20 protein-coding genes and 1 riboswitch are annotated in these 19,051 nt (G+C 35.4%); of the genes, 12 read left to right on the top strand and 8 right to left on the bottom strand.

Annotation, left to right across the window (positions count from 1 at the left end):
• Window positions 1-42 precede the first annotated feature (42 nt).
• Window positions 43-513 carry a peptidylprolyl isomerase gene (locus tag ABMA70_RS06050; protein ID WP_103216426.1) on the bottom strand — a complete coding sequence of 157 codons (471 nt, stop codon included), beginning with the start codon at window positions 511-513 and terminating at the stop codon, window positions 43-45.
• Window positions 514-597: 84 nt separating this feature from the next.
• Here ABMA70_RS06050 and ABMA70_RS06045 point away from each other — a divergent pair, with 84 nt between their 5' ends.
• Both ABMA70_RS06045 and ABMA70_RS06040 read left to right on the top strand, forming a co-directional pair.
• Window positions 598-2,751: a UvrD-helicase domain-containing protein gene (locus tag ABMA70_RS06045; RefSeq protein WP_103216427.1), complete on the top strand. Its 2,154-nt coding sequence runs from the start codon at window positions 598-600 to the stop codon at window positions 2,749-2,751.
• A 21-nt stretch (window positions 2,752-2,772) separates the two neighbouring features.
• Window positions 2,773-3,927 (top strand): MFS transporter, encoded by a 1,155-nt coding sequence (locus ABMA70_RS06040; protein ID WP_392990974.1) that lies wholly within the window; start codon window positions 2,773-2,775, stop codon window positions 3,925-3,927.
• Here ABMA70_RS06040 and ABMA70_RS06035 read toward each other — a convergent pair.
• The 3 genes from ABMA70_RS06035 to ABMA70_RS06025 form a co-directional block, all read right to left on the bottom strand.
• Entirely contained in the window at window positions 3,909-5,684 is a 1,776-nt protein-coding gene (locus tag ABMA70_RS06035; RefSeq protein ID WP_392990976.1) for a TonB-dependent receptor plug domain-containing protein, read from the bottom strand. The two genes, ABMA70_RS06040 and ABMA70_RS06035, sit on opposite strands and share 19 nt — an antisense overlap.
• A riboswitch (adenosylcobalamin-variant (AdoCbl-variant) riboswitch) is annotated at window positions 5,640-5,766 on the bottom strand. (Overlaps the previous gene by 45 nt.)
• A 71-nt stretch (window positions 5,767-5,837) precedes the next feature.
• The gene (locus tag ABMA70_RS06030) at window positions 5,838-6,344 is read right to left on the bottom strand and encodes a hypothetical protein (protein ID WP_392990977.1); all 507 of its coding nucleotides are present in this window, start codon (window positions 6,342-6,344) and stop codon (window positions 5,838-5,840) included.
• Window positions 6,345-6,446: 102 nt separating this feature from the next.
• On the bottom strand, window positions 6,447-7,031 hold the full coding sequence (locus ABMA70_RS06025) for a hypothetical protein (protein ID WP_392990979.1): 585 nt from the start codon (window positions 7,029-7,031) through the stop codon (window positions 6,447-6,449).
• Between the two features lie 142 nt (window positions 7,032-7,173).
• On the opposite strand from ABMA70_RS06025, the gene ABMA70_RS06020 reads away from it, so the two are divergent.
• The 5 genes from ABMA70_RS06020 (at window position 7,174) to ABMA70_RS06000 (ending at window position 10,936) form a co-directional block, all read left to right on the top strand.
• The gene (locus ABMA70_RS06020; protein ID WP_158246756.1) at window positions 7,174-7,500 is read left to right on the top strand and encodes a winged helix-turn-helix domain-containing protein; all 327 of its coding nucleotides are present in this window, start codon (window positions 7,174-7,176) and stop codon (window positions 7,498-7,500) included.
• 150 nt (window positions 7,501-7,650) lie between these two features.
• Window positions 7,651-7,962 (top strand): winged helix-turn-helix domain-containing protein, encoded by a 312-nt coding sequence (locus ABMA70_RS06015; protein WP_158246757.1) that lies wholly within the window; start codon window positions 7,651-7,653, stop codon window positions 7,960-7,962.
• Window positions 7,963-8,047: 85 nt separating this feature from the next.
• Window positions 8,048-9,055 carry a putative zinc-binding metallopeptidase gene (locus tag ABMA70_RS06010; RefSeq protein WP_392990981.1) on the top strand — a complete coding sequence of 336 codons (1,008 nt, stop codon included), beginning with the start codon at window positions 8,048-8,050 and terminating at the stop codon, window positions 9,053-9,055.
• Entirely contained in the window at window positions 9,052-10,086 is a 1,035-nt protein-coding gene (locus tag ABMA70_RS06005; protein ID WP_392990982.1) for an ATP-grasp domain-containing protein, read from the top strand. Before ABMA70_RS06010 ends, ABMA70_RS06005 begins: the two co-directional genes overlap by 4 nt.
• A 7-nt stretch (window positions 10,087-10,093) precedes the next feature.
• Window positions 10,094-10,936, top strand: a complete 843-nt coding sequence (locus ABMA70_RS06000) for a LysR family transcriptional regulator (protein WP_103216436.1) — start codon at window positions 10,094-10,096, stop codon at window positions 10,934-10,936.
• On the opposite strand, the gene rlmN (ABMA70_RS05995) is transcribed toward ABMA70_RS06000, so the two are convergent.
• Window positions 10,937-11,977, bottom strand: coding sequence for a 23S rRNA (adenine(2503)-C(2))-methyltransferase RlmN (gene rlmN / locus ABMA70_RS05995; protein ID WP_392990985.1), 1,041 nt, complete (start codon window positions 11,975-11,977; stop codon window positions 10,937-10,939). It abuts the gene before it with no gap.
• Between the two features lie 51 nt (window positions 11,978-12,028).
• Between rlmN (ABMA70_RS05995) and ABMA70_RS05990 the strand changes: the two genes are divergently transcribed.
• Window positions 12,029-12,802, top strand: a complete 774-nt coding sequence (locus tag ABMA70_RS05990) for a dienelactone hydrolase family protein (protein WP_103216438.1) — start codon at window positions 12,029-12,031, stop codon at window positions 12,800-12,802.
• Window positions 12,803-12,853: 51 nt separating this feature from the next.
• On the opposite strand, the gene ABMA70_RS05985 is transcribed toward ABMA70_RS05990, so the two are convergent.
• The gene (locus ABMA70_RS05985) at window positions 12,854-14,107 is read right to left on the bottom strand and encodes a hypothetical protein (protein WP_392990986.1); all 1,254 of its coding nucleotides are present in this window, start codon (window positions 14,105-14,107) and stop codon (window positions 12,854-12,856) included.
• 122 nt (window positions 14,108-14,229) lie between these two features.
• Here ABMA70_RS05985 and ABMA70_RS05980 point away from each other — a divergent pair, with 122 nt between their 5' ends.
• Window positions 14,230-14,607, top strand: a complete 378-nt coding sequence (locus tag ABMA70_RS05980; RefSeq protein ID WP_393022141.1) for a thiol-disulfide oxidoreductase DCC family protein — start codon at window positions 14,230-14,232, stop codon at window positions 14,605-14,607.
• Here the strand turns inward: ABMA70_RS05980 and rlmN (ABMA70_RS05975) are convergent.
• Together rlmN (ABMA70_RS05975) and ABMA70_RS05970 are read right to left on the bottom strand one after the other, a co-directional pair.
• Complete coding sequence (rlmN, locus tag ABMA70_RS05975; RefSeq protein WP_393022207.1) at window positions 14,587-15,585, bottom strand: 23S rRNA (adenine(2503)-C(2))-methyltransferase RlmN; 999 nt, start codon at window positions 15,583-15,585, stop codon at window positions 14,587-14,589. The two genes, ABMA70_RS05980 and rlmN (ABMA70_RS05975), sit on opposite strands and share 21 nt — an antisense overlap.
• Before the next feature lie 44 nt (window positions 15,586-15,629).
• Window positions 15,630-15,989 (bottom strand): hypothetical protein, encoded by a 360-nt coding sequence (locus ABMA70_RS05970; protein WP_392990989.1) that lies wholly within the window; start codon window positions 15,987-15,989, stop codon window positions 15,630-15,632.
• Window positions 15,990-16,040: 51 nt separating this feature from the next.
• On the opposite strand from ABMA70_RS05970, the gene ABMA70_RS05965 reads away from it, so the two are divergent.
• The 3 genes from ABMA70_RS05965 to ABMA70_RS05955 all read left to right on the top strand — a co-directional run bounded on the left by ABMA70_RS05965 (window position 16,041) and on the right by ABMA70_RS05955 (window position 19,048).
• The gene (locus ABMA70_RS05965) at window positions 16,041-16,913 is read left to right on the top strand and encodes an RsmB/NOP family class I SAM-dependent RNA methyltransferase (RefSeq protein ID WP_392990991.1); all 873 of its coding nucleotides are present in this window, start codon (window positions 16,041-16,043) and stop codon (window positions 16,911-16,913) included.
• A 6-nt stretch (window positions 16,914-16,919) separates the two neighbouring features.
• Window positions 16,920-17,297 (top strand): Kazal-type serine protease inhibitor domain-containing protein, encoded by a 378-nt coding sequence (locus ABMA70_RS05960; protein WP_103216444.1) that lies wholly within the window; start codon window positions 16,920-16,922, stop codon window positions 17,295-17,297.
• Between the two features lie 158 nt (window positions 17,298-17,455).
• Window positions 17,456-19,048, top strand: a complete 1,593-nt coding sequence (locus ABMA70_RS05955) for a methyl-accepting chemotaxis protein (protein WP_392990993.1) — start codon at window positions 17,456-17,458, stop codon at window positions 19,046-19,048.
• The last annotated feature ends 3 nt before the right edge of the window (window positions 19,049-19,051 follow it).

Below are 19,051 nucleotides of genomic sequence, written 5' to 3'. Positions count from 1 at the left end.
AGGTTCTATGCGATATTCTAACTTAAAAAAGGTAAAGATTGATTAGTGGCCACATCCACCTTGTCCATGAGCATGTCCATGAGCAAGTTCTGTTTCTGTTGCTTCTCTTACTTCAGTGATTTCAATATCAAAGTTTAGGTCTTCACCTGCAAGTGGGTGGTTACCATCTAAAGTAATTTCATCGCCTTCAATTGCAATAACTGCAAATGGAGGAAGTCCTTGGTCTTGGTTAACTTGGAATACGTCACCAATATTAAGTTGTGCATCCTCTGGGAATTGTGAGCGTTGCACAGTAATAACTAGTTCATCATTTATATTACCGTATGCGTCAGCAGCAGGTACATTGATAACTTTCTTATCACCAACATTCATTGCTACGATTTCTTTTTCAAGACCTGGGATGATCTGACCAACACCTTCTAAGAAAACTAGTGGACCATGTTCAGCAGAATTGTCTAAAACTTCGTTCTTTGAGTTCGTTAATGTGTAGTGAAATCCGATAACTTTTGGCATAATAGGGCCCTCTAATTGTTGATTATTAATATAAAAAATTAAAGGTCAACACTAACAAGCTAGATGATTAAAGGCAAATAAAGAATGAGTGAATTAGTAAATCAAGAATATATCCAAAAGATCAATGATTTCCTTGCGCAAACTGTTGATTTAATTAATAGAGTTCCAGATTTAAATGCTGCAGCATTAGCCGATATTGCAGCGAATATTAAGGCCCTTAGAGATGAATCTCTTAATTGTAAGGAAGATGACCTTCCTGGAATTATCCAGCAAATGAACCTTCTTAATCAACTAGCAGATCGTTATGAGCAACACCAGAGTTTACCTAATGCAGAGTCGCCGTTCTTTGGTCATTTTAAGATTGAACAAAATGGAAAGTTAAAAGACTTTCTTATTGGGCATACGCCTTTTTCACATAAAGAGTTAAAGTTTAAAATTATTGACTGGAAAAAGTCACCGATGGCGAGAATCTTCTATCAATTTGGTGAGGGGGATGATTTTGATTTCGACTTAGATGATCGAATTATTGAAGGGCATATATTAGAAAAATCAATCCTAACTGTTAGAGACAAGCAACTTGTGCGAATTGATCGAGAAGGAAACACAAATGTTCTAAGAGATAGAGAATGGATTTCTTTAAGTGAATCAACACAAAAACTTGCTGGTGGAGAAGGGAGTGCTAACCAGAGTCTTGGTAGTGGACGCACTGGATTTGATGGGCCAGAAGTTATTTCTCTACTTGATAAGACTCAGTACGACCTCGTTAATCAAAGTGCAAAAAAACCTCTTCTTATTACAGGTGGTGCTGGTAGTGGTAAGACGACAGTTGCTTTATATCGAATTGCAAAGCTTTGTCGTGAAGATGGAATTCGCCAAGAAGAAGTTATGGTAATCGTTCCAAATAACGGACTTGTGAAATTATCAAAGAAACTCTTAATTGAATCACAACTTGAAAAAGTACGTGTATCGACTCTTGATGATCTAATTAAAAAGATTGTCTTCCAAAATATGCGCTCGGTTCCTAAGAAGATCGAAGATAATCCTCTTGATTCAATCGTTACAATAAAAAGAAATCCAAAGCTACTAAAGCTTATTGATGAGTACTTAGCAGAAAAAGAATTAAGTATTGAAAAGAAGCTTAAAGGGACAGACCTTGAGTTTTTTACTAAAGATCGCACTCGTCCACTTTATGTTCGTGTTAAGAACCTTTATGAAAATACACGTGACTCTGTTTTAAAAGTTGAAGTGAAAAAGATTTTAAATGGCTTTAAAAATGTAAGAGAAGAATTACTTAATATCTTTTCTGATTCAAAGCGTATGGAGAGGCTACCTGAGATGACAAATCGTATGGTAACGACTCACATGTTAAATGATTTAAAATTTTATACGGCCAAACAAATTCAAGGACTAGATAAAGATTCGGATTATGCAAATCATGGACAAGATGTTTCAGGATTTGTTGATAAGTATGATCTTCCACTATTTAATTACTTAATTGTTAAGCAATTTGGTCACCTTCGCTACTTTGGACGTGAGTTTAAATCGTATCGCCATATCTTCTTAGACGAGGCACAAGAGCTTTCAAAATCAGAACTAATTATGCTTGGGCAAATTAAACATCAAGAAGGAAACTTCACGATTGCAGGAGATAGTGTTCAACAAATTGATAGCACTTTTGAATTCACTTCATGGCACGATGTTTGTCATACACTTGAGCTTGATGTGGATGATATGCAAGTTGAAGAACTTAATGTTTCATATCGTTCTCCAAAAGAAATTGTTTCTTTTGCACATAATGTTCTTGGGCCATTGGCTCCAAAAGAGCTTCCTGAATCGAAAAGAGATGGAGGACCGATCATTGAAACGTCTGTGCAGCACCTTGAGCATGCTTCAATGCTCATCAGTAGTGCACTTGTAGAACTAATGAACCGTGAACCGAAAGCTTCAATTGCTATTATTTGTTCGAAAGAAAGTATTGCAAGAGAGCTATACTCAGAGATTGAAGAAGTTGGAAGTATTAGACTTGTACTTGATGAGAACTTTTCGTTGAGACCAGGTGTAGATGTGACAACAGTTGAGCAAATTAGAGGTCTTGAGTTTGATTACGTTATTATTCCTGACTGTGATAAGGATGTTTATCCAGTTAATAATACTGCAAGAAAAAGACTGCACCTTGCTGCAACTAGAGCAATTCATCAGCTTTGGATTCTATTCAAAGATAAGTCACTAATTGCTTAATTGATTTAGAAGGAAGTTGATTTGAAAAATTTTGGTTATGTCTCTTTAGGATACTTATCACTTGTGGCCTTAAGCCTTATTGATAATGGACGCGGTAGTGTTTATCCTGAGCTTTTACAATATTTTCAAATCAGACCTGATAAAGGTTCATTGATATTCTCTTTGATGTCCATAACTTCTTTCATAGCATACCTTACTACTTCATTTTGGCTTCCGAGTTTTGGCCCTGTGAGAGCAACTCGAATGGCCATGGTTATGATGGGGATAGGGACGTTTGGAATTGGACTAGGTGGAGACTTTTTAAATTTTGACTTGAGTCTCTTCTTTGGTGCGTGGGCCGGATTCGGTTTCGGTATTACTGGTATCACCATGAATTTCATGGTTGATAATGGTGCACCTTCAGAACATAAAAGGCGCTACTTATCAGGACTTCACGGTGTCTACGGTGTAGCCTCTTTATTGGCCCCACAAATTCTTTCCCTATTTTATTTCTTAAATTCTGATTGGATTCACTTCTTTAAATTCTTATTAATACCATGTGCATTAGTATTTATTTATTCTTTCTTTATTGAAGACACTCATCATGACGAAATAAAAGAGAACGATGGTTCAATGCCAAATGCTTTTTTAATGAATTTGATGATTGGTTTATTTGCTGGTTTCTATGTTGCATCTGAAATCATGCTCTCTTCTCGATTGAAATTCTATCTTGTTGAAGCTCATAATTATTCAGATATTAACGCTAATAATTATCTGTCTTACTTCTTTTTATTTCTTATGTTAGGAAGGCTAGGCTTTGCCTTCTTAAATATTAAATTATCATCGAATAAGTTAATCTACATTTCATTATTAACAAGCTTGATATGTTTTAGTTTAGGACAATTTCACCATATCTTTTATCCAATGACGGCCTTGTTCATGTCTTTTTGTTTTCCTGTTATCGTTGATTGGGTTTCAAATAACTTTCCAAAAAAGAATCACGTGGTATTGGCCCAGACGATGAGTTATATCGGAGTAAGTATTGCTATTATGCACTTTGTTTTTGGTGTTATTGCTGACAATTTTGGTGCAAAGGATGCGATTAATTTCTTCTACTTTTTAAATATTGGATCAATAATATTCTTTACCATCGCTATTGCGATGGTAAAGAAATATCATCAGAAGTCGAGCTTGTAGCCTAGGAAATAACTACGTGCCATCGTTCCGTAGTAACGAATATTTTCATAATCCTTGTCGAGGATATTAATGATTTTGAAATTAAAGTTCTGATATTCATAGTTAAGATTTCCGATTACATAAGAAGGCATACTTCCAAAGTCTTCTCGTTTTCCTACATATTGCCACCAGTTTGTAATTCTTTGAGAATCGTTTATTCTGTATCCTAACTCTACACTTGCAAGTGCCTTTGGTGTTCTAGCAAGATCCAAATTAGTAACCTTATTTGTCGCTTTCTGAATTGTTAAAGAAGTTGCGAGTGTAAATGAGTTTTGAAACTCTTGATTAAAGTTAAATTCAATACCCTGAATCTCAGATTTTGCAATATTTAGATAACCCATATTGATTGTATCGTAGTCAATTTGGTTCTTTAAATCATAGTTGAATAGTGTAAGTTCAACTTGATATGTGATTTTCTTATAAGAGAGCGTTAGTTCGCTATTAATACTGTCTGTTGGATCTAAATTTTCTAGTTGATTTGCTATCTGATAAAGAGTTGGAAGTTTATATCCACCAGAGAAATGACCCTTTAGAGAAAGTTCTCTTGTGAAGTTATAACCAAGGCCAATACTAGCGATAGTATTTAAATCAAAAGTTGAGAATTTATCAAAGCGTACACCTATATCTGAAAACCAGTTCTTGTAAGCGTAATTGAAAGTTGTATAAACAGAGAAGAGCTCACTATAGTTTCCAAGTGTTAAGTCATCTTGTTTGAGATATTGGATACCGTAGAATGAATTTAAGCTCTTAGAGAATTCATAAGTGGCATCAAGCTTTACATCAGTTTCTTCACCGCGAAATAGTGGAGTGAAGCCTTGAGGATCCTCTCTTCTAATTGTCGAATACCTAATGCTTGGAGTAAGGCTGAATCTCTCATCTGAGCTATTATAGCGAAGCCCCAGATAGTTATTGTACTGATTGTACTTGTTTAGATCATTGTCTGCTACATCAATAGGGTTAAATGGTGGAACAAAATTGAAGCCATCAATTTCGATTTCTGAATCAATGAACTGACCTTGGTAGTTTAGTTCCATTTGATTACTTATTAGATAGCTCGTGTTTAATGAGAAACTTAGGTTCTTATAAGAGTCATCTTCAGCATTTGTTAATCGATCTTCATTTACTGAAGAATATCCATCTGATTGAAGATATGAAAAATTAACACCGTAACTAAGCCTTTCCATGTGACCACTCGATTGGGCCGCAAGCTTTGCCGTATTATAACTTCCATACTCAGCTCTAACACTAGAGCTCTTTATACCTTTCTTTGTATTGATCTTTAAAACACCACCAATGGCATTTGATCCGTATAGAATTGACTGACTACCTTTTAGAATCTCAATACTCTCAATATTATCCAGATTAAGATGATTAATCTGATATGAATTATTGATATCAGTAGGATCAGTTAGTTCAATATTGTCGATGAGAACTTTTGAGAAACCGCTAGGCAGTCCACGTAGTCGAAGACTAGAAGCCGATCCAATTTGACCTGTCTGGCCAATAAAGATAGCTGCTTTACTTTGTAAGAGCTGTTGAAGTGTTGTGGCATCAGTGTTTTCAATTTCTTCACGAGTGATTACAGTGACAGCACTAGTTATTCTTTCTGAACTTGTGTCGAGCTTTGTGGCCTTAATTGTAATCTGTGCAATTGATGTTAATGGTAAGAATGCAGTGGCGTAATAAAGTAGTGTTTTTATGATCTTCCTCCGAGACATAATAAAATTGAAGGGCTCGGACTCTAACCGTTGCGGGACAGTCTCTGAATTTCACAGAGTTCACCTTTATCTTTATAAATTATTTAGGAAGATAGTTACAAGAAGCCCATTATCTGTCAATTAAACAGATAACGGGCCAACTCAATATTTGTTTTAAATATTATGATAATACTGAGAATCAACAACGTTCTGGTACACCTTTGGATCTTTCTCTTTTAAGTCAGATAGAATTATCATATCTGGTGCATCGAGATCATTCGTATGTGTATGAATCTGGTATTTAAATAGCCAATTAAATAATTTTCGATGTTCGCGGTAAACAATAAGTTCGCAAGCGATGAGAATAATCGGTGCAATTAAATATGAATTACAAAGAAAAAGCTCAAAGAATAAAATGTTAATTACTAATGGTGCAGCGATAACAGCTGTTAGCGGAACAAATAAGTTTAACAAGAACATTGTACCTAAGACAATCTCAAGTGTTTTAATCATGTAGTATAAATATCCGGTGTCTTGAAGCGAATTAATGAAAGCTAACGCTTCAGGTGTGTATTGAGATTCTGTAAGTAAGCCAAGTCCTGGAGTAACTCCTCCCAAAAGTAGGGTGGCACCCATAAGTATTCGCGCACCTACAAATAAGAATTTTCTTTTATTCTTCATATGACCTCCAAATATGATCACTAACGATTATATGACTGAAGGGGCAAGCAAGTATGATAGTAATGTTAAAGAAATTTCAAAGTCTCTGATGATACTTTGGCATTAGACATTTCTTATTTTACAAATAAAGTGGTTATCTTTTTCGATAATAATATTTTTAGAAAAAGGAATACGAATTCTCATGAGTGGATCAAAAATAACAAAGGTATCAATATCCATCTCATCAAAATTTATCTCAATGTCTTTAAGTTCTTTTCCTAGAAAACGTTGATGATCCTCTCTATCCACACTTGTTAAAATTGCTCGATTAATTTGATCTTCAAGAAGCTTTGTATAAGATATACCGAGTAATGGTGTATTTATTTTTAGATTTGCAATAATAGGATTTTTTGAAAATTTATCATTTCTTTGGCCACTATAAAAATTGTAACCCTGTTCACTCAATTTATTTAAGACCTTAGAACTTATTTCATCATTGTAGAGCCTGACAAGCTTAATGCCCATATACCTGGCCTGAAGAGAGATGATTTCCTCTGGTATACCAGTATGGCCAACTTCATTACCTTCTTTTGAAAGTAGAGTAATGAGAACAATATCACTTTTACTTGTACCTTCTTTTATTAAAAGTTTTAAGCAGCTTAGTGAGCTAAGCCCTCCACTCCAAAAAAGTGCCTTCTTGTTTTCCATCAAACTCTCTTATCTTTTGATTAATAATATTTAATATAAATTAATAACTGAATATTCTTTACGTGTCTTTTTTTACCTCAAAAACATGGACTTGTTCAATGGAATAAAATTCTCTCAACTACAGTTTTAGAGGAGAATGAATATGCACGCTTATGACAATGACAAGGCCACGGGTGAAAAGCAACTTAGTTTTCGAAATTTAACTCTCGATCCACAAAATCGTTTTGCTCTTGTGGATGATCGCAAAATCGAATTAACAAAGACGGAATATAAAATTCTATATTTCTTATTAAGCGGCGGAAAAAGAATCTATCCGCGTGAGCAACTAGTTGAATATATTTGGGGTGATGTGGAAGTGGCAAATAAAACTGTCAATACTCACTTAACTCATCTTCGTCATAAAACAAAAGGCGTTGACTTTAGAATAAGAATTAATCGAAATAATCAAATCTGTTTGCACGATCTCTAAAGAATAAAGCGTCAAATGGCTAAAATTGTTAGCCTAAACAAACTTATTTTAATTAGTAGCGATAAGATTCGTAACTTGTTGATTTTACAGCTTGTGTAATATCTCACTTGCCCTTAAGGTAAATAAATGAGGGGGGAGGAGAAAAGAAATATGTCATTTGTTTTTCAAAATGAGTGGATCGGATTTCGTAATTTACGAATCAACACCAACACAAAGACAGTCTTTGTTGATGATGGAGAGGTTTCATTAACTAAGACAGAATTCAAAGTTTTAAATTTCTTAATTTCAAGTCAAAAGCGAATCTATACATTAGAAGAGCTAGTTCTTGGTACATGGGGCCCTGTTGTTGTTACAAACAAGACAATTAACACGCATTTATCCCATATTCGTGCAAAGATTAAAGGCGTTGATTTTAAAATAAAAATCAATCGCAACGGCCAAGTTTGTATTAACGACTTATGAACTGATAAATAATTCATAGGTCGCTAAAATCTCTTTAATTTCTTCTGGTTAGGGCTATAATCGCCACTACTTTGAAGAGATTAATATGATTAAATTGAATTTGGACCTCGCTTGTCGTGAAGACATTCTCAACGCTCAGTTGTGGGAGCTTGATATTTGCTTTGAAAAAAGTAAATTTGCTCCTTGTTTAGATCAACTTACTGGCGAGCTCTCGGCAAAGAAATTACTCGTAAAGCCAAAAGTTTGGCTAAGTGACGAGTGGTTTTGTCCAGATTCAATCTCTGGCATTGCCGTTCCTTTCACCCTCATGCATCCAAAACTAATTGAAATAGAAAAAGAATTTACAGGTGCTTGTGAGGGGGAGACTCATGACTGGTTCATGAAGCTTTTGAGACATGAATGTGGTCATGTCATGGATAATGCATATTTTCTAAAAGACGACAAACAGAGAAAATCAATCTTTGGCGATCATGAAATCGCATATCCTACTTTTTATGAACCCAAGAAGTTCTCAAAGAAGTTTGTGTACCATCTCGAAGACAACTATGCGCAAGCTCATCCAGAAGAAGATTTTGCTGAAACATTTTCAGTATGGCTAACTCCACGTTCTAATTGGAAACGAGTCTATGAAAATTGGCCTGCTCTTAAAAAATTAAAGTATGTTGATAATATGATGAAGGCCTTAAGTAATAAAAAGCCAAACGTCATTTGTTATAAAGAGATTGATAGTATTGAAGAAAGTGAATTAACAGTAAGAGAGTATCTTAAGCTTAAAAGAAAGAAATTACGTAAAAGCTCTCAAGCACGTCGTAGTATACATCATATTCAAAAGTACCTTATCCATAATGAAACGACAGGAATAGAGCTAGATAAAGTAATCGGTGGTTTAAGGAGAGAGCTCGTTAGGGATATATCCTTGCTGACAAAAGAATATCAATATAAAATAGAATCTGTTGTAAATGATTTGGAAAGTATCTCAAGTTCTAAAAAGCTTATGATTCCAAATAAGTATGGCCCTCAAATCATACAAAATATTGTGTTATCGCATGCTGATAAATACTTTAGAGAGGGGCGCGACAGGATAGTCATGTGAGCCAGAAAGAAAAAAGTCATAAAAGAAAGAAAAGAGTGTTAGTTCTTGTTCATTCTGATCTCATTCCTCCAGCTGATATATCTAAAGAAGATAAGAAAAAAGACGACTTTGAATTTAAACCGTGGATTACGGAATATAATGTTATTTCAACACTAAAAGAAATAGGTCATGAAGTTAATATCGTTGGTGTCTACTCTGATCTTATGCCATTAAGAGAGGCCATTGAAGAGTTTAGGCCACACGTTGTGTTTAATCTCTTAGAGGAATTTGATGGAAAAGTACTCTTTGATCAAAACGTTGTTTCTTACCTTGAATTACTGAAAGTTAAATATACAGGGGCCAATCCACGCGGGCTCATGATAGCAAGAGATAAGGCGTTGGCCAAAAAACTTCTTTCGTACCACAGGATTAAGACACCTGGGTTTCAGGTTTTCACAAGCCGCTCAAAAGCCAAAGTTACGAAAATATCGAAGAAATTAAAGTATCCATTAATTGTAAAATGCCTCTATCAAGATGCATCTCTTGGAATTAGTTCGGCATCTATAGTTAAATCTCCTGAAAAGGCAATTGAGCGCATTATTTATCTTATGGATAAATATGAGGAAGATGTAATTATTGAAGAATTTATCGAAGGTCGTGAGTTCTTCGTTGGAGTAATGGGAGCGAAAAGACTGAAGGTTCTTCCCATTTTAGAGCTTGCTTTTAATAATATCGATAATCCACTTGCTAAGCTTTACTCTGAAAAAGCTAAATGGAGTCTTAAATACAGACAGAATAAAGGTATTGAGACTGGAAAAGCTAAGATAACAAAAGAGCTGGAAGATAAGATTATAAAAATTTGTAAAAGAACTTATAAAGTATTAGAGCTAACAGGTTATGCACGAATTGATTTGCGAGTATGTCCAGAAGGTGTTCCTTATATAATTGAGGCCAACCCCAATCCAAATGTCGCAACAAAAGATGAATTTGCCATGGCCGCAAAATTAGCAGGAATGGATTATAAAAAATTAATTAATGAATTAATAAAGTAGGTATCGAATGTCTTTGAAATTAGATGACTTAAGAAATTTTCTTATTGTTTCCAAGCTTAAGAATGTCACTAGAGCTTCAGAACAACTTGGGTTAACACAACCGGCATTAAGTTATTCAATTAAAAGATTAGAAGAGGAACTTGGTGCTCCTGTTTTTATTCGACTTAAAAGCGGAATTGAACTTACTAAATTTGGTGAAGAATTTCATCATCGTGCAAATAAGCTTTTACAAGACTGGCAAGATGCTAAGAATATCTTTAATCAAGAAGGTGGAGAAATTATTGGAGAGTTCAAGGTTGGTATTCATCCTTCAGTTGCAATATATTCTCTCCCTCATATTCTCCCTTCGATATACGAGAAGTATCCTCGTTTAAATTTCAATTTAATTCACGATTCTTCACGCATCATTACTGGAAAAGTTATTGATTTTGAAGTTGATTTTGGAATTGTCGTTAATCCTATTAAACATCCAGACCTTATTATTAATGAGATGGGGCTCGATGAGGTTAAGCTTTTTGAGTCGAGCCGACCAAAAAGAAAAAATAATAAATTAATTTTTAATCCTCAATTAGCACAAAGTCAGGACTTACTAAGAAAGCTTAAAAATGACTCGATTGAAATCGATGGTCATGTTGAAAGTGACAATTTAGAAGTTATCGCTAAGCTCACAAATGAAGGGTTTGGTATTGGTCTTCTTCCAAGTCGTGTCGCCTCTAATTATAAGAACCTCGTTCCTGTAAATAACTCACCGATAGTTAAGGACCAAATTGCGTTAGTTTATCGAGTAGAGAAGAAGAACTCTTTGCTTGTTAAGGATATTCTTGCACTTGTTAAAGACTCGCTAATCTAATTACGATGGAAGATTAAGTTTTTCGTATTGTGTTTTCAGTTGGCCACAAGCCGCTAGAATATCATCACCCTTAGTTTCTCTAACTGTACAAGTAAGACCTGCAGCTTGAAGTGATCTTTGAAACCATTCAATATGTTCATCACTTGGGCGTTTAAACTTACTTTCAGGATATTCATTAAATGGAATAATATTAATCTTTGATTCCTTCTTCGGAAGGTTTTCTATCAACCCATCAATATCTTCTTGCGTATCATTAAGATCTTTAATTAAGAGGTACTCATACATTATACGACGAGAGTTCTTAACTGGAATTGATCTTAGTGCCTCAAGAAGATCATCAACTTGGTAGCGTTTATTAATTGGCATCAGCTCACTACGTAGATTATTTCTAATAGCATGTAGTGAGATAGCAACGTTTACATCTGGTAGTTCTTCCCATTGTTTGATCTTTGGTACAAGCCCAGATGTCGAAATTGTCACCTTATGTTTACTTAGTGCAATACCTAGTGGATCAGTTAATAGATAGCAGGCCTTCTTCACATTCTCGAAGTTATGAAGTGGTTCACCTTGACCCATAAAAACAATATTAGAAATCTGATATTTTGGATCGACATTCTCTTGCATCCATTTAGAGACAGTTAAAAATTGTCCGACTATTTCAGATGTTTGCAGATGTCTTGTTAGGCCTTGTGTGGCCGTATGACAAAAAGTACAACCAATGGCACAACCAACTTGAGAAGAAATACACAGAGTCGATCTAAGACGCTTGTCGTTTTCACTCTCAATAAGAACCGCTTCAATTGAGTTCTTATCACCTAAACCAAGAAGAAACTTACGTGTTCCGTCCTTCGAAAGTCCCTGCCAAAGAATTTTTAGCAGTGATAGGTCATATTCTTTTGCCTTTTCTCTAACTACACGTGGAGCATTCTCCCAGGTGTCAGGATTAAAATTTAACTTTTTATAGACCCACTTTCCCATGATTTTTGCTTCATCATATGGGAAACTTTCTAAAGTTAAATTATATAGGCTTGTTTTTGTCATAATGCATAATTATCTGATTGCGTTGTGGCAGTCAATATTTTAGGAGGAAAAATGAGAATTTTACTGCCAATTTTTATGATGATGGGCTTTGTAAGCTGTTCATCTGTTACAACGGAGAATGTTGATTACACAGTAGGGGATAAGACTTTTAAGGGCTATATGGCCCTGACTGGAAATGAGAATGATAAGAGACCTGGAATAGTCGTTGTTCATGAATGGTGGGGACATAATGAATATGCTCGTAAGCGAGCAGATCAACTTGCTGAGCTTGGCTACAATGCTATTGCACTGGATATGTATGGAGATGGAAAACAGGCAAATCATCCTAAGGATGCAATGAAATTTGCTACTGAAGCTTTTAAGGATCCAACTCTTCTAAAGGCCAAATTTAATAAGGCCATGGAGCTTTTAAAAGAGCAGCCAAGTGTCGATGCTGAACGAATTGGAGCGATCGGTTACTGCTTTGGTGGTGCTGTGGTTCTTTTCAATGCTACCCAAGGGGCAGACTTGAAGGGAGTTGTCTCTTTTCACGGCTCGTTAGGTGGGATTAAAAAAGTCACAAAGAACTCAAAGGCAAAGCTACTTGTAATAAATGGTGCAGATGATCCGTTAGTGTCAAAAGATGATATCGCTAATTTTAAGAAGGTTATAAGAAGATCGCAACTTCCTATGAGATTTGTGAACCTACCAGGTGCGACTCATGCCTTCACGAATCCTAAGGCCACTGAGAATGGGAAGAAATTTAATCTTCCATTGGCCTATAATGAAAAAGCAGATAAAGAGTCTTGGGAGTTAATGAGAGAGTTTCTACAAAATACACTTTAAATAAAAAAGGCCGCTGATTGAGCGGCCTTTATATTTTTTTCTTTTTACTACTTATTCACAAGCTGGAATTTCTATCCAAAATCTATCAGCGTGGTATCCATCCAAAGTATAGTCTTCAAAGCTAAATTGTCTTGTTAGCTTCTCATCAACTTTGATTGTTTTCCAATTTGTTGTCACGGCGTTGTCACAATCAAGAGCGACATTTGCAAGATCAAGAGTTGAAAGGAATTTGTTCTTAAGTGGTAAGTTTACCTTACAAGCTTGGAAGCTTCCTTTTTCACCTTCTGTTGCACAAGTCGTTGCTTTTTCAGTTGCTAGAACCATTAGATTTGAATCTTTTCTAAAGATTGTAATATCTTGAGTATTTGCATCAAAAGCTGTCCCATTATTAACAAGGGCATTTTTTAGAGTCTTTTTTAGGCTGTTAATTTTATCTCCAAGCTTATGAAGATCACAAGCAGCTGGAGTATTAGCGTTAAACTTAGTTTGACATGCAAAGTTTTCAGCAACTGCAACACCATCTCTATCACTCACTTTTGTTCCAAAATCTGCATCACCTTCGATTTTACCATGAAGCATACCAGCAACTTTTCCATCAACTAGAACTGGAGAACCAGTTGAGTTCCAATCAATTGCACAATTTGAAAGGACAAAGTTCTTAGAATCTTTTGATCCGTTAATTGTTGTTAGAAGTGAATCTGTAAGTCCATTACACTCTTTCTTTGCTCTCGTGTATTTACCTTCTGATAAAGCATAGTTAATTTCAAAACCTTTTTTAAAGCTTGTAAGTTCAAAGATTTGGTTCTTTCCACCAAAGTTAATACCTTCATTAGTTGTTTCAAGAAATCCAACTTTTGACTTTTGCTTTGTTGAGATTAGAGCAATTTCAGAATATTTTTGATTTTCAATTGATGAGCAAGTATATGTGAAACCTTTAAGGTCTTTGAAAGCAACTGCCGAACAAGCTGAGTCAAGCCAGTCAGAGTACGACTGATCTTTTTGCTTGCTTGGAAGACATTTCTTTGCTGTCGCAATTAAGTTTTCACCAACAAAGAAAGCTGCACATGTTTGAAGTTTTCCACGATTTAATTTACCCATAAGTAGGACTTGATCAATACATCCATTTTTTGAAAATCTGTCACAAACAAAGTTTGCATTTGAAACTTCTGAAGCAACAGCATCACCTTTTAGGCCTTGACTGTTAATAGTTGGTCCCTTGTCGTCATAAATACTTGAACGATTCCCACATGACGTAAGATTTAAAAGGGTAATGGCACTAACACCAAGAAGTAGAATTTTCTTCATAGATTGCTCTCTCGATAATAGGGTAAAAGTTGGCAAAATCTAACATACTTAATATGAACAATGTAGTTCTAACTCAGCAAATATAATTTTTACAATTTGGCAGATGGTGTAGAATGGATAGTATGAATATCATCTTCATCGACGGTAAGTGCTTAATATGTAATAGGCTCGTCAAGTTTATTTATCGAATTGACCACAAGAAAAAGGTAAAATTCTGTAATTTACAGGACCCAAAGGCCTTGAATTATCTTCAACAAGATTTTGTTAAGAATCTGTCGACAGTAGTTTTTTATCAAAATGGTAAGCTTTCTACTAAGTCGGATGCGGTCATTGCTGTGATGGATGTGCTTGGCCATGGGTATTTCAATATATTTAAGATCGTTCCCAAGGTGATAAGAAATTGGCTATATGAACTAGTTGCTAAAAATCGATATCGAATTGGTGAGGAAATGGATACTTGTCCAATTCCTGATATTGAATTAGCTAAGCGTTTCTTGTGATGTTAATTGGCCACAAGCTGCTAGAATATCATCGCCCTTAGTTGTGCGAATCATTGCATGAAACCCCAACTCCATAAGCCCAGCTTTAAATTCTTCTACTGCTGCCATCTCCGGTCTCTTATAGGGTGCACCTGGAAATTCATTAAAAGGAATTAGATTGAAAATTACAGGCATATCTTTTAATAGCCTTCCAATTTCTTCTACGTGTTTTCTCGTATGATTTAAGTCGCGAATAATTAAATATTCAAAAGTTAGAAATTGTCGCTTCATGAGCTTTATTAACTTAAGCTCTTCGATGAGGTCCGCAATAGGGTAGGCTTTATTTAATGGAATAAGCTCATTTCTTTCCTCATTAAATGGTGAGTGAAAGCTTAGGGCAAAGTTAACACTTCCTAATTCACTAAATCTTTTAATTCCCGGAAGATAGCCGGCCGTTGAAAGAGTAATTTGCCTTGGACCTAGTCCCATGCCCTCTGTGGTTTTTAGAATTTCAATGGCATCTGCAACATTATCAATATTATGAAGAGGCTCTCCTTGACCCATAAAAACAATATTAGGAGCTGCTTGGTGGCCCTCAAATTTCTCTTTGATATAGGCATATGCTTGTATGTATTGCAGAATAATTTCTTTCTTTTCTAAAGAGCGTGTTAGCCCTTGAGTTCCAGTAAAGCAGAATGAACACTTCATTGCACAACCAACTTGTGAAGAAAGGCAAAGAGTATACTTCTTTTGAAAAGGGACACAGACTGTTTCAACAGTGCGCCCATCGCTTAACTTGAATAAGAGCTTAACTGTTTTATCATCAACTGATTCTTGAATTTTGGCGATCTCAAGAAAATCAAAGTAGTACTTTTTTTCTAATAACGAATAAAGCTTTTGTGGTAATCCAGAAATTTCTTCAAAGGATTTTGCACCGTGCTTATAGATCTGAGTATAGATCGTTTGAGCATGAACTTTTGTGAATCCATGCTCTGTGATGAAGCCTTCTAGACTTGAAAGTGGAGTAGAAAAAAATGATTCTATTAGATCATCCCCATTTTCTTTGCTTGTTCCATCATTTGTTCACGCTGCTCTGGAGACATGTTTTGAATCATATCTTGCATTTTTTGTAGCTCTTCTGGTGACATTTGAGACATCATCTCTTGTGCCTTAGCGTACATATCTTGTTGATTTTCAAATTTTTGCATTGAAAAGACGATCTTTTCTGGACCGATTTCACTGTCGATCATTTTCTTTTCTCTTAATTCTTCGAGAACTTTATTAAGGCTTAAACCTTTATTATCTGCAACTTCATACATTTTTTCAGTTGGAAGTGAGACTTTCTTTTCAGGGAAGCCATTGGCACTTAAATTTTTGATAATTTGATCAATAAATTTTTCCATTTCACGATCCTTTACTTTGCTGTTTAGGCCTTATTTAGTAACATGATGCGCATGAAAAACCAAGCTGCACCAACGAAAGGCCCAGAGGGCTTTGAATATTTTTACTCACAAATGTGGGGCCAGAGATGGCCTTCATTAAAGGACTCTTTCACAAAGAAAGAGGAAAAGGCCTATCGTCGTAATATTTGGTTTAAAGGTGATTTTATTGATTCCGATGAAATCATTGCAGGTGTTTATGCTAATGGCGAAGTGAGTGAAAATCAGCAAATTAAGTCACACTATATCATGGATGCTGCTAGCGTTATCGTTGCTCGTAATCTAAATCCAACTCCGGGATCCAAAGTTCTTGATATGTGTGCGGCCCCTGGAGGTAAGAGTTTAGTTCTTTTTGAAGAAATGCAAGGAAAGGGACATCTTGTTTTAAACGAGCTTTCTCGAAATCGAAAAGAGCGCCTACGCCGTGTTATTTCAGAGTATGTGCCAGAAGAGATGAGGGATGTCATTGATATTCGCGGCTTTGATGGCAATAAGTATGGCCTAAACCTAAAAGATGAATTCGATTTTGTTCTTCTCGATGCACCATGCTCCGGAGAGCGTCATACTTTAAATGATCAAAAATATCTCAATATGTGGTCTAAGAAGAGAACTAAGAATCTTGCGGCCACTCAATACTCGCTTCTGTGTTCGGCCCTTTTGACCCTTAAAAGTGGCGGAGAAGTTCTGTATTCAACATGTTCTATATCTAGTCTTGAAAATGATGAAGTTATAGCTAAGGTTCTTAAAAAAAGAGCTGACCAAGTTGAGCTTGTTCAAGAACTAAATACTTTCGGTTTTGGAGAAAAAACTGAATATGGTACAATATTTCTACCGGATGCGAAGGGAGAAATAGGTCCTTTGTACATGTGTAAACTTCGAAAAAAGTAGGTAGATATGAAATTCTTTTTAGCGATTGTTCTAACAATTAATAGTTACGCATTTAAGTGTACAAAAGAATTTAGTCCTGTTTGTGGGAATGGGAAGACTTACTCAAATCGTTGTATGGCACAAGCATCAGGGGCCACTGAAATCTCTGACGGTGCATGTGATAATAAAGAAAATAAGACTACAAATAAAAAACAACTAAGGCCCGACGCTACTTCTCCGATGAAGCCTCATCATCCACAGGGGAAAGCACCATGTATCTGTCCGATGATTTGGATGCCAGTGTGTGGAGTTGATGGAAAGACTTACGGTAGTGCTTGCAACGCAAATTGCCAAAAAGTGCAAATAAAACATCAAGGCGCGTGCGAAAAAATTGAGTCCCACTAATTTTACTTTTGTTTTTTTAAATTTTTTTTTATTGTCTAAATAGTTAGAATTCAACATATCCAATTCTATTTATTTTTATTCTGTATAGGTTTAGTTTAAATGCTAAACTTTAATTAAACTTGCCTCTGTACGATACTTCAAGTGGTTATGGAGGATAAATGAAGAATAAGAATTTTAAAGTTAAGTTAATTCTACTATGTTTCTTTTTATCAGTTGTCAGTATTGTTATAAGTACTGTTTCTTACTTCGGTGTAAGTGAATTGAGTGAGCAATCAAGCTTCTTTAGCGAGAATATTATTCCTCGAAATTCATTATTAAGTGAAATGGACGTTAGTTATCAGAAAACGCGAATTCAAGTTAGAACTCTTGGGCTTGAGGACTTGGATCGAAGAAATAGAGAAAGCGCTATTTCTAACACTCTAAAGATGATTGATAATTATGAATTAGCAGCTAATAAACTAAGTCGTCTTATTTCTAATGCAGAAGAACAAAAAATATTTAATGAACTTCAAGTGCAGTGGAATGACTTCAAGAAAGTTGGTGGTAGAGCAGTTGAACTTGCAAAGATTAATAACGAGAAGGCGAGATCTGAACTTCAAGAAATTTTCTTAATTCACTGTCCAGAAGCTGCTGAAAATTATCAAAGAGTTTTAGATAAATACAATGAGCGACTGTCTAAAGAAGTTCTCACTTCTGCATCAGTGGTTAGTTCAACAGCTCGTAACTTGCAAATTACATTAGTCGTCGTTTCTTTAATTGGAATTATCCTTGGCTTCTCTATCGGTGTTGCTTATGCATCTAATATATCGCAAAAAATAAAGGCAACGATCACTGCTCTAACTAATACATCTCGATCACTGACAAAGAGTGCAAAGAGTATTGCATCGACATCTAATGAACTATCGCTATCTAGTGAAAGACAAGATTCATCATTACAAGAATCTTCAAGCTCTCTAGAAGAGATTAGTTCTATGGTCAGGATGACTGCTGATAATGCTAAGGTTTCAAATAATTTAGCACAGGAGAGTTTAGGTAAGGCAGCAGTCGGTAAGAAAATTGTTAAGAAAATGATTCATTCTATGAATGGTATTGATAGTGATATTGATGTGATGGTTGGTGAATTTACGGATAACAATAAGAAGATGCTTCATATCGTTGAGTTAATTAATCGCATTGAGGAAAGAACTCAAATTATAAATGATATCGTTTTTCAAACAAAGCTTTTATCTTTTAATGCTTCGGTTGAAGCTGCAAGGGCAGGAGAAGCTGGAAAAGGGTTTGCCGTAGTTGCTGAAGAAGTCGGTAAATTGGCCCAAATGAGTGGAAATGCTTCAATTGAAATCTCAGATATGGTTAGCACAAGTGTTAATGAAGTAAACTCAATTGTTGAAGAGTCTAATATGAGGCTTACTGATCTTGTTCAAAAAGTTAGAAATAGTGTGACTTCTGGCTCTGAAGTAGCAAATCAGTGTGGGCAAATTCTTGAAGAAATTGTCGATAGTGTTGAGAATGTTACTAACTCAATTACGGAAATTACTACTGCAACGTATGAGCAATCAAAGGGGATTTCTGAGTTACAAAATTCAATTTCAAATATCGATGTCTCTTCTAAGTCAAATACTGGAATTGCTAAAGGAGCATCAAATATCGCAGATCAGCTTTTAAATGAAGTTAGCTTTGTGAATCGTTCAATTGGAGAGATCGAGCTTGTCTTCTTGGGTGAAGAAAGTGAAAGAAGACAAGCTGCTTAAATA

Source organism: Halobacteriovorax sp. XZX-3 (genome assembly GCF_043196495.1).
In the GTDB taxonomy this organism is placed as follows: Bacteria; Bdellovibrionota; Bacteriovoracia; order Bacteriovoracales; family Bacteriovoracaceae; genus Halobacteriovorax_A.
This window is presented reverse-complemented; position numbering and strand designations above follow the sequence as displayed.